Annotated in this window: 15 protein-coding genes; all 15 read left to right on the top strand. The window is 38.1% G+C overall.

Features of this window, described 5'->3' with window-relative positions:
- The first annotated feature begins 66 nt into the window (after window positions 1–66).
- The 15 genes from brnQ (at window position 67) to cysK (ending at window position 14,449) form a co-directional block, all read left to right on the top strand.
- Window positions 67–1,398 carry a branched-chain amino acid transport system II carrier protein gene (gene brnQ / locus DW000_RS02690; protein WP_004698182.1) on the top strand — a complete coding sequence of 444 codons (1,332 nt, stop codon included), beginning with the start codon at window positions 67–69 and terminating at the stop codon, window positions 1,396–1,398.
- 149 nt (window positions 1,399–1,547) lie between these two features.
- Window positions 1,548–2,621, top strand: coding sequence for an iron-containing alcohol dehydrogenase family protein (locus DW000_RS02685; RefSeq protein WP_004698178.1), 1,074 nt, complete (start codon window positions 1,548–1,550; stop codon window positions 2,619–2,621).
- A gap of 44 nt (window positions 2,622–2,665) precedes the next feature.
- Window positions 2,666–2,902 (top strand): DUF1653 domain-containing protein, encoded by a 237-nt coding sequence (locus DW000_RS02680; protein ID WP_004698254.1) that lies wholly within the window; start codon window positions 2,666–2,668, stop codon window positions 2,900–2,902.
- Between the two features lie 8 nt (window positions 2,903–2,910).
- Window positions 2,911–3,687: an HAD family hydrolase gene (locus tag DW000_RS02675; RefSeq protein WP_004698247.1), complete on the top strand. Its 777-nt coding sequence runs from the start codon at window positions 2,911–2,913 to the stop codon at window positions 3,685–3,687.
- 136 nt (window positions 3,688–3,823) lie between these two features.
- Window positions 3,824–4,732, top strand: a complete 909-nt coding sequence (locus DW000_RS02670) for a DUF3829 domain-containing protein (protein ID WP_120054873.1) — start codon at window positions 3,824–3,826, stop codon at window positions 4,730–4,732.
- Between the two features lie 212 nt (window positions 4,733–4,944).
- Window positions 4,945–5,586 carry a peptidylprolyl isomerase gene (locus DW000_RS02665; RefSeq protein ID WP_105087149.1) on the top strand — a complete coding sequence of 214 codons (642 nt, stop codon included), beginning with the start codon at window positions 4,945–4,947 and terminating at the stop codon, window positions 5,584–5,586.
- On the top strand, window positions 5,576–5,857 hold the full coding sequence (locus DW000_RS02660; protein ID WP_120054871.1) for a GIY-YIG nuclease family protein: 282 nt from the start codon (window positions 5,576–5,578) through the stop codon (window positions 5,855–5,857). The genes DW000_RS02665 and DW000_RS02660 overlap by 11 nt, the downstream gene beginning before the upstream one ends.
- Before the next feature lie 51 nt (window positions 5,858–5,908).
- Window positions 5,909–6,367, top strand: a complete 459-nt coding sequence (locus DW000_RS02655; RefSeq protein ID WP_004695011.1) for a DUF1934 domain-containing protein — start codon at window positions 5,909–5,911, stop codon at window positions 6,365–6,367.
- Window positions 6,333–8,066, top strand: a complete 1,734-nt coding sequence (gene argS, locus DW000_RS02650) for an arginine--tRNA ligase (RefSeq protein ID WP_120054869.1) — start codon at window positions 6,333–6,335, stop codon at window positions 8,064–8,066. The genes DW000_RS02655 and argS overlap by 35 nt, the downstream gene beginning before the upstream one ends.
- A 15-nt stretch (window positions 8,067–8,081) precedes the next feature.
- Window positions 8,082–9,692, top strand: coding sequence for a CTP synthase (locus tag DW000_RS02645; RefSeq protein ID WP_004695015.1), 1,611 nt, complete (start codon window positions 8,082–8,084; stop codon window positions 9,690–9,692).
- Window positions 9,693–9,701: 9 nt separating this feature from the next.
- A complete protein-coding gene (locus DW000_RS02640) occupies window positions 9,702–10,139 on the top strand; it encodes a helix-turn-helix transcriptional regulator (RefSeq protein ID WP_207798782.1) in 438 nt (145 codons plus the stop codon).
- A gap of 213 nt (window positions 10,140–10,352) precedes the next feature.
- A complete protein-coding gene (locus tag DW000_RS02635) occupies window positions 10,353–11,498 on the top strand; it encodes a low temperature requirement protein A (protein WP_120054867.1) in 1,146 nt (381 codons plus the stop codon).
- Between the two features lie 609 nt (window positions 11,499–12,107).
- Entirely contained in the window at window positions 12,108–12,671 is a 564-nt protein-coding gene (ahpC, locus tag DW000_RS02630) for an alkyl hydroperoxide reductase subunit C (RefSeq protein ID WP_009352518.1), read from the top strand.
- A gap of 377 nt (window positions 12,672–13,048) precedes the next feature.
- On the top strand, window positions 13,049–13,498 hold the full coding sequence (locus tag DW000_RS02625) for an Rrf2 family transcriptional regulator (protein WP_004698292.1): 450 nt from the start codon (window positions 13,049–13,051) through the stop codon (window positions 13,496–13,498).
- A 15-nt stretch (window positions 13,499–13,513) separates the two neighbouring features.
- Complete coding sequence (gene cysK, locus DW000_RS02620; protein WP_120054865.1) at window positions 13,514–14,449, top strand: cysteine synthase A; 936 nt, start codon at window positions 13,514–13,516, stop codon at window positions 14,447–14,449.
- Window positions 14,450–14,716: the final 267 nt, after the last annotated feature.

Here is a 14,716-nt window from a genome sequence, read left to right as displayed (position 1 = left end):
GTATACCTTAGCTCCTTTAGATTATAATGGTAATATTATTTTATTGACCTAAAGGGGGTTACATTTATGAATGGTAACGACAATCTGTCGACCCGTGCCTATTTGGCTATAGGTATGATGTTATTTGCTCTATTCTTTGGGGCAGGGAACTTGATCTTCCCAGCGGCCTTAGGGCAACATGCTGGTGATAATGTAGGTTGGGCTTTGCTCGGCTTCGTATTAACTGGTGTAGGCCTTCCACTCTTAGGTGTTGCAGCGATGGGTTACTCTTCCTGTAAAGATGTTGAAGAACTTGCAAGTCGTGTTCATCCGATTTATGGCTTGTTGTACACAATTTCTTTATACTTGAGTATTGGTCCAATGTTTGCGACGCCACGTACTGGTACTGTAGCTTATGAAATCGCAATTAAACCTTTTGCTGAAGGTTTAAGCATGAATATGGAACCAATTTTCTTGGCATTATTCTTTGGTATTTCTTTGTGGTTATCTATTAGTCCGCAAAAACTTGTTAACCGTATCGGCAATATTTTGACACCAGCTTTACTACTTGTAATTCTGTTGTTAATTGTTAAATCCTTTATTACTCCACTTGGTGGTTATGCGGTGCCACAACCGGCATATGGTGATGCGCCAACGGCTGTATTACAGGGTTTCCTAGATGGCTACAATACAATGGATGCCTTAGCTTCCGTAGTATTTGCTATTCTTGTAATCGACTTTGTTCGTCTTAGCGGTGCTACATCTCGTGCTGTGATTACAAAAACGGTAATGGAGGTAGGTGCTATTGCGGTAGGTCTTCTTGGTATTGTTTACGTATTTATCGCTAATATCGGTGCTACTAGTGTTGAACGCTTTGGTTTGTTCGAGACAGGGGCTCCTGTATTGTCCGTAAGTGCTAACTATTTGTTTGGTGAGTTCGGTCAAATCATCTTGGCTATCATCGTTTTGCTAGCTTGCTTGTCTACAAGTATTGGTCTTATCACTTCTTGCGGTACATATTTCCACAAGTTGACGCCAAAGATTAGTTACAAATTATATGTAGTAATTTTCTCTGTAGCGGCGTTTGGTCTTAGCATGTTTGGCTTGAAAACAATCATCAGTGCAGCAATCCCTGTGTTGATGCTCTTGTATCCGTTGACTATCGTAATCATCTTGTTGGCACTTCTTCATAATGTGTTTGGTGGTCGTCGTTGCGTATATGCATGGACTATGGCTTTCACAATGATCTCTGCCCTCATGACTGGTCTTGAAACTGCAGGTATTGCACCTACAGCTTTGGAACAGCTCTTTGCTCAATATATTCCATTTCAAAGTGCTGGTATGGGCTGGGTAAGCTTTGCGGTATTAGGCTTTGTTGTGGGTCTTATCCATAAAGGTCTTGCTTCCGATAATAAGTAATAAAGATAAAGGCTCTATGCTTTCATTTTGTGAGAGTATAGAGCCTTTTTATGTTTTGATTGTTGTCATATAAAATTGATTTTGTGTGTAGAAGTTTCTATAATAAGGATAAATAAGGATATAAATGATAAAAGAAGGAAGGAAATTTTATGCGTAGTACTCATTGTTTACCTAGTTATAGTTTTGGAGGTCATGATGTATTTGACGCTATTCCAAAGTTTACAAAATTATATGGCAAGTCTGTAGCTATCATCGGTGGCGAAACAGCTCTTTCTAAAGCTTTGCCACACATTCGTCCAGTGCTTGATAAAGCGGGGATTAAGGTGCTAGATATTATCCACTTTGGTGGAGAGTGTACTTTTGCTCGAGGCAAGGAAATTGCACAAATGGCATCTGTAAAAGATGCGGACTTTTTGTTTGCTGTTGGTGGTGGTAAGGCCATGGATACGGTAAAAGTAGTAGCTATAGAGTTAGATGATAAACCATTCTTTACAATTCCAACCATTGCGTCTACTTGTGCGGCAACGTCAGAAGTGGCAGCTGTATACACGGCAGATCATACTTTTGATGACGTAGCTTTTGTAAATCATCCTCCTGTGCACTGCTTTATTGATGCTGATATTCTCGTAGAAGCACCAAGCCGTTACTTGTGGGCAGGAATGGGAGATACTATTGCAAAACACTATGAAACTCATCTTTCTGCTCGCAGTCGCGAGCAAGACTATAATACTCAGTTAGGCCTTACTCTAGCTTCTATGTGTAGTGAACCAATTTTAGCACATGGTATACAAGCCTATAAAGATAGTCAAGCTAATAAACGTAGTGATGCCTTTGATACCATTGCTATGACTGTTATCTTTACTACCGGTGTTGTATCAGGTTGTGTTCCTATGGCATATAATAGCAACATGGCTCATGCTGTATGTTATGGCTGTGTTACTAATAAAGAAACAGAAGAAAATCATTTGCATGGTGAAATAGTAGCTTATGGCTTACTTATTTTGTTAACCGTTGACCAACAAATGGATGAGTTACAACGGTGGTTGCCAGTATATCGCGAATTAGGTTGGCCTACTAAACTTTCACAATTAGATCTTACTGCATCGCATATTCCTCAAATTGTTGAAAAGGCTACATCTGTTCATGATATTGATGTATCTCCATATAAAATTACAGCAGATATGTTGACTAAGGCTATTCAATATATGGAATCTCTTGATTAATATGGTTTGTAACTATTTGTGTATGTTATGTGATGAGGTTATAAATGCAAGAAATTGTAAAGGGTGGCTTATATCGTCATTTTAAAGGCATGTACTATTACGTGTTAGATGTTGCAACTCATTCGGAAACGAGTGAACAGTTCGTGGTATATCAAAAATTATATGATCAACGTGACTTATATGTACGACCACTAGATATGTTTTTGAGTGATGTGGACCATGAAAAATATCCAGATGTAAAACAAAAAGAGCGGTTTAAGCTGATGAGTGGACGCGATTAGGAGGGCCTGTGGAACAGAAGTTTTTCTTTTTCGATATCGATAATACCTTAGCTGTATGGCCTGAAGGTAAAATCCCTGAAAGTGCTCAATACAGTTTAGATGAGTTAAAGCGTCGTGGTCATCGTGTAGCCTTAGCAACTGGTCGTATTCAAGTGGATGCTAAGCGTTTCGCAGAGCAAGCAGGCCTTACTGATTTCGTAGCAGATGGTGGTCACAGTATCACTGTTAATAATGAATTGGTATCCATGATAGGTATGGATCGTGATGCATGTATTAAATATTTAGAGTATTTAGAATCACATAATATTCCTTGGGCCGTAACGGATCGTAATAAACTCGGTCGTATTACGCCGTATAAGGAAATTTTAGAGTGGCATCCAAATTGGGATGTATTTAAAACAACTGTAGACCCTAATTTTGACTTTCATAGTGTTGAAGAATTTTATAAGATTTATGTGTTTTTCAAGGAAGGAGAGGAAGAGGAGAAGGATATCGAGCATATGACACATAAGCTCATTCGTTATGGTGATGGCTGTGTTCTATATGAGCCTATGGAAAAGGCGTTGGGTATTCGTAATATGCTTGAACACTTTGGAATGCAGCCAAATCAAGCTGTTGTATTTGGTGATGGGTATAATGATCTGTCTATGTTTAGGCCTGAGTGGCTAAATATTGCTATGGGTAATGCGCGCCCTGAATTAAAGGCAAAGGCTGATTATATTACTACAGACTGTGATAAAGATGGCATTTATAATGCGTGTAAGCATTTTAAATGGATTGATTAATTATCGCTAATGCCCCTAAGCCAGGTGAAGTTTATATGAAGATTTATTTTTGTAGCTGCGGCTACAGAATTGGTGTAGTATAGTTAGTATAATGCGCTTAGTTCAATATTCATGTGTTAAAAGGAGAAGAGAAGATATGAACAATAAACGCAGATTATTTTCAACTTTACTTTGTGTAGCGGCATTGACAGCAGGTTTATTTGTTTCTGGTTGTGGCAGTGATAAAGCGGGTGGCATTGGCTCCGTAGTATCCTCCGTAGTTGATGGCGGTAGCGATGAGAAAGCAGCTGCTAAGCTTAATACACTTATTGATGCAACAAATCGCTTCAATGGTGATAATGCAACTTGGGGTCAAAACTATGCAGATAGTTTGGCTAAACTAAAGGGTGGTTTCCAAGAAGGTGCTATTGGTCGTCAACCTCACTATGATACTTTAAAAGATGCTTTGGAAAAATCTAAAAAAGAAGGTTCTACATTTAAAGAAGTTGACACAGAACGCGATAATGTATTAAATATTCTTAATGAATTAGTACCAACATTCAAAGATTTGAAAGCTTATGATGACTCTAAAGCCTACATGAACGATGGTGGTACTAAAGGTAAAGAACTAGCAGCTAAATACGTAGCACAAGTAGAAAAATTTGATGCAGCTTATGCGAAGTTCAATGATGCTCTTAACAAAGCTAACACTGAACAAACTAAGAAACAAATCGAAAAATTGAAAAAAGACGGTAAAAAAGGCTATGCAGCAGCAATGGAATCTACGCTTCGCTTGACTACTCTTGTAGAAAATGTAGAAAAAGCTCCTAAAAATGCAGACAAACAAGCTGTAGAAAAAGAACTTAATGAAATTCAAACATTGCTTAAGAGCATAAATAATGATCGTGGAGAAGTGCTTGTTAACTCTTATAACTCTGTAGTTGGTTCTGTACGTCAAGTACTTACTGATGCAAATGAAAACAATCTTAACGACATGATTGAGAATTTCAATAATTATATTGAGTCTTATAATAATACAACTCCAGACCAATTTGACTCTAAATAATCGAATTAACTAAGTGATTAGTTGAGGCCTACAAAAACAGAGCTCCTTTGAAGCTCTGTTTTTTGTTGTTATATTATTTTTTTATATTTTTAATCTCAATAGTGCCATAATATGATATACTAAAAAAGAGCCGCTCATGGGTTGAGCGGTTTTTCTATGTAAATTTTAAATCTACATTTAGTTAAATATAATATTAGTATTTTGGGGGACATATGAACTGGAAACGCTTGGCTTTATGCGCAATGTTGGGGATTACAGTACTTAGTACAACAGCATGTAGTACCAAAACTGGGGAGCAACCACAAGGTAATACTGTGAAAGCAGAAACTGTGGCGATGCCTAATTTTACGAATGCGCCAATTGCAGATGAATATGCTATTTTTGATACAAACTATGGTCAATTTAAGGTTCGTTTGTTAGGGTCTAAAGCGCCGATTACGGTCAAAAATTTTGATTATCTCGTGAAAAAAGGCTTCTACAATGGTGTAACATTTCACCGCGTTATCGAAGGCTTTATGATTCAAGGTGGAGATCCTGATGGCACAGGTGCCGGTGGACCGGGCTATACAATTCCTGATGAATTCTCCAATGATTTACATTTCAATAAAATGGGCGTTCTTGCCATGGCAAACCGTGGCCCTAATACAGGAGGCTCTCAATTTTTCATTACCTTGGGACCTACGGATTGGTTAGATAATAAACACACCATCTTCGGTACTGTAGTACAAGGTATGGATGTAGTTGAAAAAATTGGCAAGGTTAAGACTGGTCGCAATGATAAACCAGTTGAACCAGTAATTATCAATTCTATCACATTGGAACCAATCACTGATGATGCGAAAAATGGCAAATAAGGATGCTAAGTCTGAAGAACGGCACTATGTGTACTTGGTGCGATGTGCAGATGATTCTTTGTATTGTGGATGGACTACAGATCTCAAACGTCGAATAGATGCTCACAATGGACATATCTCAGGCGGTGCAAAGTATACGCGAGGACGTCGTCCTGTGACCTTGGTATATTCTGAAAGCTTTCACCAAAAACAAGAAGCACAACGCAGAGAATATGCTATTAAACGGATGACGAAGACTAAGAAATTGAGACTCATTAAGGGTGCAAAATAGTCCTTGATTATGGTATAATATGATGATTAATTACTACCACGGAGGTTGAAAATGAAGCGGGTTCTAGTGTCCGTAAAGAGTGTACAACGAGATATGGATGGCAAGGATACCGTAGTGGAACTGATTTCCCCAGGTACGTCACATGAAAAGGGTAATGCTCAATATGTGCGTTACGAAGAATCTAGTGTAACTGGATTGGATGGGGTTAAGACGACCATTAAAATCCATGATGATTCTATCGTGTTGCTCCGAACAGGGGCTGTCAATATGCGTCATCAATACGTCCGTGGTGAAGAACGCGAAGCCGTATATGAAACACCATATGGTGATTTACATATGGCCGTAAATACTCATGAATTAACAGTAGACTTTCACGATGGTGTAGGTCATGTTCATTTAGGATATGATATTTCCGTCGAAGGTGAATGGCAATTTTATAATCAGTTAGATATAGACGTGCGGGAGGATATAGAGCATGGACATGAAGGAAATCCTGAAATCGGGGATTGAACAGGCATTACAAGATACGATTAACAGCGGTGATTTGCCGGCTGGGGAATATCCAGAAATCGTTCTCGAAGTGCCACCTCAAAAGGAATTCGGTGATTTTTCTACAAACATCGCTATGCAATCCGCTCGTGTAGCTCGTCAAAATCCTCGAGCTATTGCTGAAGCTTTGATTAGTCATATGAATTTTGATTGGCTTGAACGTGCTGAGGTTGCCGGCGCAGGTTTTATTAATTTCTTTTTGAAATCTGATATGGTGTATGATACGTTAAAAGCCATTTTGAATGCTGGTACTGAGTACGGTGTTCAACCATTGCGTGCGCGCGATACGATTCAAGTAGAGTACGTAAGTGCAAACCCTACAGGACCATTGCATGTTGGTCATGGTCGCGGTGCTGCATACGGTAGTGCTCTTGTAAACTTGTTACGTGCAGCGGGTTACAATGTACAATCTGAATACTATATCAATGATGCAGGCAATCAAATCGACAACATGGCTATTTCCATTGAGTACCGTTTCCAAGAGTTACAAGGTGCTAAATTAGTATTCCCGCCTAAACGTAATGAAGACGGTTCTATGCCTGAGTTCGATATTCCAGAAGGGGCTTTAGTGTTCCCTGAAAATGGCTATCGTGGCCCAGATATTATTGAAACAGCGAAAGCGATTGCAGAACGCGAAGGCTTTGATAAATTAAATGCTATGAACGAAGCAGATCGTGTAGCCTTGTTTAAGGAAGAGGGCTTAAAAGAAAAATTAGCTCGCTTAGAGGAAACATTAAGAAACTTCCGCGTTACTTTTGATAATTGGTTCTCTGAACGTACAGTTCATGAAACGGATGAGATTCATCATTCCGTAGAGGCATTAAAGGCCCTTGGCAAAGTTTATGAAAAAAACGGTGCTTTATGGTTAAAATCTACTGATTATGGTGATGATAAAGACCGCGTAGTTATTCGTGATAATGGGGTTCCTACATATTTGGCGGCAGATATTGCGTATCATCGCAATAAATTTGATCGTGGCTTTAAAGAAATGATTGATATTTGGGGCGCTGACCATCATGGCTATGTATGTCGTGTAAAAGCGGCTATGGCGGCATTTGGTTATGACCCTGATAAATTAACAGTATTGTTATTACAAATGGTAGCATTGTTCCGTGACGGACAACTTGTTAAATTGTCTAAACGTAGTGGTGATAGCGTTACATTAGATGAATTGATTGAAGAGGTTGGCGTAGATGCGTCTCGCTATTTCTTCTTGATGCGTTCCTTAGACAGCCAACTTGATTTCGATATTAACTTGGCAAAATCTCGCAGTAATGACAACCCGGTGTATTATATCCAATATGCTCATGCTCGTATTCACAGCATTTACAACCAAGTGCGTGAAGCTGGCATCGCATTTGGCGATTATAGTGAAACTGATTTCACAACACTTACAAGTGAAATGGAATTAGAATTAATTAAGAAATTAGCTGAATATCCGGAAGAGGTCGTTCAAGCTGCTGAACATCGTGCACCTCATCGTATTGCTCGGTACTTATACGATTTGGCAAGCATGTTCCATTCATTCTACCGTCAAGGTCGTATCATTGGCGTAGATCCAGCGTTGCAACAAGCTCGTCTTGGATTAATCACAGCGATTGCCCTCGTTCTTCGTCAAGGCTTGGGTATTTTAGGTATTTCCGCTCCGGAAAAAATGTAATAGGTGGGAGGCATCATGGCAACTAAGTATATTTTCGTAACTGGCGGCGTTGTTTCTTCTCTTGGAAAGGGGATTACAGCAGCATCTTTGGGTCGCTTACTAAAAAACCGCGGTTTCAATGTAACGATTCAAAAATTTGATCCATACATTAATATCGATCCTGGTACGATGAGCCCTTACCAACATGGTGAAGTATTCGTAACAGATGACGGCGCCGAAACGGACCTTGATTTGGGGCATTATGAACGCTTTATCGATATTAACCTTAGCAAACGTTCTAATATTACAGCTGGTAAAGTATATTGGTCTGTAATCAATAAAGAACGCAAAGGTGATTACCTAGGTAGCACTGTACAAGTAATTCCACATATTACAAATGAAATTAAACAAAATGTTTACCGTGTAGGTAAAGAGGATAATGCTGATGTAGTTATCACTGAAATTGGCGGTACTGTAGGTGATATTGAAAGCTTGCCATTTATGGAAGCTATTCGCCAGGTGAAAAAAGAAGTAGGCCGTAACGATGTACTTTACATTCACGTTACGTTAGTGCCTTACATCAATGCCGCAGGCGAGTTGAAAACAAAACCTACACAACATAGTGTAAAAGAATTGCGTAGCATTGGTATTCAACCAGATATTTTGGTATGTCGTAGTGAGAAACATATCTCTGATGATATGAAAGAAAAACTTGCTTTGTTCTGCGACGTAGAACCTGAAGCAGTTATTGAAAATCAAACTTGTAGCTCTATCTATGAAGTGCCATTGATGATGCAAGATCAAGGTCTTGATGATATTGTTATCAAAAAGTTAGGTCTTGAAGATCGTCCATGTGATATGACTGCATGGAAAGAAATGGTTCATAAGATCTTGAATCCTAATAAAGATATTACAGTTGCTATCGTTGGTAAATATGTAGCGTTGCATGATGCGTATTTATCCGTAGTTGAAGCTCTAGATCATGCTGGTATTGCTACAGGTACTAAAGTGAATATTCGTTGGATTGACTCTGAAGAACTTGATGATACTTCTGTAGATCCTAAAGAGGTATTTGAAGGTGTTGAAGGTATCATCGTGCCTGGTGGCTTTGGTTCCCGTGGTGTAGAAGGTAAAATTCGCACAATCCAATACGCTCGTGAAAACAATATTCCATATCTTGGCCTATGCCTTGGCATGCAATCTGCAGTAATGGAATTTGCTCGTAACGTATGTGGCATGGAAGGAGCAACCTCTAGCGAATTCGATGAAAATGCTAAGTACAAAGTAATTGACTTGATGAGTGATCAAGTTGATGTAGATAAAAAAGGCGGTACAATGCGCCTAGGTATCTATCCATGCAAAGTGGAAGCCGGTACGAAAACTCACGAAGCTTATGGGGAAGATTTGATTTATGAACGTCATCGTCATCGCTATGAGTTCAACAATGAATACCGTCAACAATTGACTGATGCAGGCCTTGTAATTTCCGGTACATCTCCAGATGGCCGTCTTGTTGAAAGTATTGAAGTAAAAAATCATCCATTCTTTATTGGTACACAAGCACATCCAGAACTTAAATCTCGCCCAAATAATGCACACCCATTATTCCGTGGTTTCGTAGATGCAATCTTAGAACTAAAAAAATAGATTAAAGCGATGGGATCTATTTTATCTATTATAGGTATGCAGTCCATCTCTGATTATGAAAAACAAAAAAGCTATCCTACCTTTGCAAATTTGGATAAGATAGCAGAATATTTTAATGCAACTCCAACCCAACTATTTGGAACTAGTAAAGAGATTGAGTTAGAAAAGAGTGTTCTTGAATCGAATGAATACTTTGATAAAGTAAGTGAGATTTTAAAAGCTGTCAAATACATCGAGCATTTCCTACATACTAATGGACAACACTTAGAGGATTTACTTTACCTAACAAGAGGCAACCAACTATACACAGAAGATGGAGAAGAGTTGTATATTGATCCAACTTCTCAGGAAAGAACAGTTCATAACCAATATGAACCTGGTTTTATTGTAGCAAGAGAGAAATCTCCACTCGAACTCTTAATTGAAAATAAGGAGCTATTAGATTAAATAAAAAAAGCGATTTTTAGGCTCGCTTTTTCTATTGTATAATCTTATTCTTCATTATCAATCGTCAAACCCTCCGCCTGTAAGCTGGTACGTGAAAATGTGCTCCAAGGTTTTGACAATTCGCGTCACATGAAGTTATTTAAGCATCTCGTTCTCTTTCATTACCATTTTCTGTTATAATAAATAGTACTTCTAAAATAGAAAGGACTTAAGATGACAACTCTTATTAAACATAAACGTGTAGAATTTTCAGAACTTTTTTATGACCTAGTTTTTGTTTTTGCAATTTCAAAAGCAACTGCTTTAATTCACCCTCTTCATAACGTTGTTTTGTCTTGGGATTCTTTACTTGATTTCTTCATCTCTGTTATGGTTATCATCAATTCCTGGATGATTCAAACCATTTATACCAATCGCTATGGAAAGAACTCGTTATTTAATATGGTAATCATGTTTATCAACATGGGACTTCTGCTCTTTATATCCAATATGATTGGATACAATTGGCAACAATGGTACTATCATACCTGTTGGGCTGTTGGCACATTAACCCTTACCTTATTTTTTCAATATTTGGTTGAATTTTTTAGAGAATCAACCGATAATGCTAATCGGGAAAGTATCAAAGGTTTTCTATGGTTAACAGGTCTACAAAGTTTAGGAGCCTATCTGGCAGCTCTTTTTCCTATTTACGTTGGAGTCTATATCTTTATTGCTAGTATTCTGCTAACATTTATTGTGCCAATTTTCTTGATTACTAAAGATGAGCATTTCCAGGTAAATCTTCCCCATTTAATCGAGCGCGTCTCCCTTCTTGTCATTATTACGTTTGGAGAGATGGTTATTGATCTAGTTAGCTTCTTTACAGCCGAGAGTTTCTCGATTTATTCGGTTCTAAATTTCATTATCATGCTTTCTCTGTTCCTGTTTTATTTTGGTGAATTTGACCATGCTATTGATGAAAAATCTAATCAAAAGGGACTATTTCAAATTTACAGTCACTATCCTATTTTCATTGGGCTTATGTTGATGACAGTTTCGATGGGTTTTCTTCTGAATCCTGAGGCTAATCTTCTCGCTTCAATCAGCTTCTTTTATATCGGAATTGGCCTCTTCCAAGCTGCTGTCCTAGCAAATGGGCCCTATAACAAACACTATCTTAGCTATTCGAAAAGTTACTACTGTATCCAAGCGACACTCTATCTGGTTGCCTTGATTCTGGCTTTGGTTTTCGCTTCTAATCCTACAATAGTGCTGAGTGTTGCAACCATTTTTGCTCTAGCTATAGCTAGTCATTTTATTTATTTTTATGTGACACAGAATAAAAAATATTCCAAATCTAACTGGGGGATATTTTAATGAGATTATAACATAAAAAAAGCTTTGGGAACCAAGGCTTTTTTTTCATTAATTTGTTTTTCCATTTTATCCTCCGATTTGAACTCGCACTGACATTTATTTATAACAACACTATATATCTAGTATGGCATAATCATTAGGTATTATAGGTTTTCAAACCAAATGTGAGTCATTCGTTTTTGCCCCACTTTTGCCCCATTTTTAAATCCTGACATTGAAAATACCTAAAAGTATTTCCCTAAAATCAGCTATATTTCAACATTTTTGTTTATTTTCAATATGAAAAGTTCTTACAAATTCATGTAGGGGGCATATAGCACGACGAGGTGTTGCTAACCTAGCGGGACTAATATCCTTTGATCATGCTATAAGCAGTAAATTTGTTGTAGTACGTAAAAAGAAGAAAGATGCTCAGAAATGAGCATCTTTCTTCTTTTTTATTCATATCGAAAAATATTGGGAAAATATATCGATAAATTTAAAAATAACGCTTGCAATATTGAATGATATTTGTTATTATATAGACAAAGATAGATATAGACGTGGTGTTAAGTGCACCAATACAAATATAATCATTACAATTTGAAACTCAAACAAGGAGGACATGACATGTCTATTATCGGTAAACAACTTCCTGAATTTACACTTGATGCTTTCAAAAAACCTGAATTGGTAAAAGTAAGCACTGCAGACGTGTTGGGTAAATGGTCTGTATTCGTATTCTATCCAGCAGATTTCACATTCGTGTGCCCTACTGAATTGGAAGACGTACAAAACTCCTATGCAGAGTTGAAAGAATTGGGTTGCGAAGTTTACTCCGTATCTTGTGACTCTGAATTCGTTCACAAAGCATGGTCTGATGCTTCTCCAACTATCAACAAAATCGAGTACTACATGTTAGCTGACAAAAAACATGAATTGGCTGACTTCTTCGATGTATTCCAAGAAGAATCTGCTATGGCTTACCGTGGTACTTTCGTAGTAGACCCTGAAGGCTTCGTACGTACAGCTGAAATCCATGACATGGGTATTGGTCGTTCCGCTGAAGAATTGGTTCGTAAAGTACAAGCTGCTCAATTCGTAGCTAAACATGGCGACCAAGTGTGCCCTGCACGTTGGAAACCAGGTAAAGATACTTTGAAACCAGGTCTTGATCTTGTAGGTAAAATCTAATTTAGAAGCCTATACTTAAGTCCTAGAGTAATCTAGACAACTCCTCAAATGACAAGAACACGGGCGCGCATCGTTTTCCTGACGATACGGTAAGTCCCAATACCAGATGAACCCTCTCCAATTCATCATGGTAAACCTCATATAACAAACTACAAACTATACGCAAAAGGACTGGCCTTCGGGCTGGTCCTTTTGTGTTGTTAATATCCCTTTATAAAAGTAGGAAATAAGTTCTTGCATTTTTATAGTGAGTGGTCTATAATGAAATTAATTCCTATTAATATGAAAGGTTTTATAAATAGCTTTATAAATATAATATAAGCACTTTTTAATATGGGTGTGTTTAACACTAACGTTTACAAAGAAAGGCAAGATATATGAGGATTTCCACAAAAGGTCGTTATGCATTGATGGTTCTCATCGATTTGGCAGAGCAAGGGCAAGATAAACCAGTTTCCTTGCGATCTGTGGCAGAACGACAAGGCATATCTGAAAAATACCTAGAAGGTATCGTAGCTCGTTTAGGCGCTGCTAACCTAGTGGATAGTATCCGCGGTAAATACGGCGGATATCGATTGTCTAAAAGCCCTAAGGAGTACACAATTATTGAAATATTGCTTGCTACTGAGGAATCGATGGCTATCATATCTACCCTTGATGAAGGGGTGAGTACTGATACAGTAATCAACGAACGCACCGTTGGTTTCTGGGCAGGCTTACAAAACTATATTCATGATTATTTAGAAAACGTAACCCTACAAGATGTAATTGATGGGACTTACGCTAAACTTGATACAAAATATGATAATTGGGATGGTTCTATTTAATAAGGAGTGACCACTATGTCTAAAATTGCAAAATCTTTTGTTGAATTAATTGGTAAAACACCATTATTAGCTGCTACACGTTTTGGTAAAAAATATGGTGCAAACGCTAATATTTTCGCAAAATTGGAATACTTCAACCCAGGCGGTTCCGTAAAAGACCGTATCGCAGCAGCAATCATTCAAGCTGCAGTTGAATCTGGTGAATTACAACCAGGGGGTACAATCGTAGAAGCTACATCTGGTAACACAGGTATTGGCTTATCTGCTGTTGGTGCAGCGCTTGGCTATAAAGTAGTTATCGTAATGCCTGAAACAATGTCCATTGAACGCCGTAAATTGATGCTTGGCTATGGTGCTCAACTTGTATTGACTGACGGTTCTCTTGGTATGAAAGGCGCTATTGCTAAAGCTAAGGAAATCGTAACGGCTACATCCGGTGCTATTGAAGCAGGTCAGTTCGTAAATCAAGCTAATCCTGCAATTCACTACAGAACAACTGGTCCTGAAATCTGGCAAGATACAGATGGTGCAGTAGATATCTATGTAGCAGGTGTTGGTACAGGTGGTACTTTAACAGGTGCAGGTCGTTATTTAAAAGAACAAAATCCTGATATTAAAGTAGTAGCTGTGGAACCAACTGATTCCCCAGTATTATCTAACGGCAAACCAGGCCCTCATAAAATCCAAGGCTTAGGCGCTGGCTTCATTCCTGATACTTTGGATACTAACATTTACGATGAAGTAATCCAAGTAACTAACGAAGATGCATTCGCTACATCTCAAGCATTTGGTCATACAGAAGGCGTATTGGTAGGTATTTCCTCTGGTGCTGCGCTTTGGGCGGCTCAAGAATTGGCAAAACGCCCTGAAAATAAAGGTAAAAATATTGTAGTAATTCTCCCTGATACAGGCGAACGCTACTTATCTACAGCTTTATTTCCTGAAGTTTAATCACCTATCATGGTGAAAGCATAACAGTTGCTTCCTACTGGCTCAAACACATGGATGTTTCCCTGTATTTTACAGGGAGCATCCTTTTTTTCTGAATTCATTTGTTATTGTAATAGGTAATGTACTGAGTAGATAATGGTGCAGATTATTAATAGTGGGAGAGGGTCTTTTACAATAATATTTATTATTGAATACACAAGAAAATTTATAATTGTATATGATGAATTGTAAAATATATTGCGACAAATAAAAAGACTCATATTGGAG

Source organism: Veillonella sp. AF36-20BH, from assembly GCF_003602765.1.
GTDB lineage: Bacteria > Bacillota > Negativicutes > Veillonellales > Veillonellaceae > Veillonella > Veillonella hominis.
This window is presented reverse-complemented; position numbering and strand designations above follow the sequence as displayed.

Coding starts and splice junctions, on each gene's coding strand:
- brnQ (WP_004698182.1), top strand. CDS start 67: ATGAATGGTAACGACAATCTGTCGACCCGTGCCTATTTGGCTATAGGT.
- DW000_RS02685 (WP_004698178.1), top strand. CDS start 1,548: ATGCGTAGTACTCATTGTTTACCTAGTTATAGTTTTGGAGGTCATGAT.
- DW000_RS02680 (WP_004698254.1), top strand. CDS start 2,666: ATGCAAGAAATTGTAAAGGGTGGCTTATATCGTCATTTTAAAGGCATG.
- DW000_RS02670 (WP_120054873.1), top strand. CDS start 3,824: ATGAACAATAAACGCAGATTATTTTCAACTTTACTTTGTGTAGCGGCA.
- DW000_RS02665 (WP_105087149.1), top strand. CDS start 4,945: ATGAACTGGAAACGCTTGGCTTTATGCGCAATGTTGGGGATTACAGTA.
- DW000_RS02660 (WP_120054871.1), top strand. CDS start 5,576: ATGGCAAATAAGGATGCTAAGTCTGAAGAACGGCACTATGTGTACTTG.
- DW000_RS02655 (WP_004695011.1), top strand. CDS start 5,909: ATGAAGCGGGTTCTAGTGTCCGTAAAGAGTGTACAACGAGATATGGAT.
- argS (WP_120054869.1), top strand. CDS start 6,333: ATGGACATGAAGGAAATCCTGAAATCGGGGATTGAACAGGCATTACAA.
- DW000_RS02645 (WP_004695015.1), top strand. CDS start 8,082: ATGGCAACTAAGTATATTTTCGTAACTGGCGGCGTTGTTTCTTCTCTT.
- DW000_RS02640 (WP_207798782.1), top strand. CDS start 9,702: ATGGGATCTATTTTATCTATTATAGGTATGCAGTCCATCTCTGATTAT.
- DW000_RS02635 (WP_120054867.1), top strand. CDS start 10,353: ATGACAACTCTTATTAAACATAAACGTGTAGAATTTTCAGAACTTTTT.
- ahpC (WP_009352518.1), top strand. CDS start 12,108: ATGTCTATTATCGGTAAACAACTTCCTGAATTTACACTTGATGCTTTC.
- DW000_RS02625 (WP_004698292.1), top strand. CDS start 13,049: ATGAGGATTTCCACAAAAGGTCGTTATGCATTGATGGTTCTCATCGAT.
- cysK (WP_120054865.1), top strand. CDS start 13,514: ATGTCTAAAATTGCAAAATCTTTTGTTGAATTAATTGGTAAAACACCA.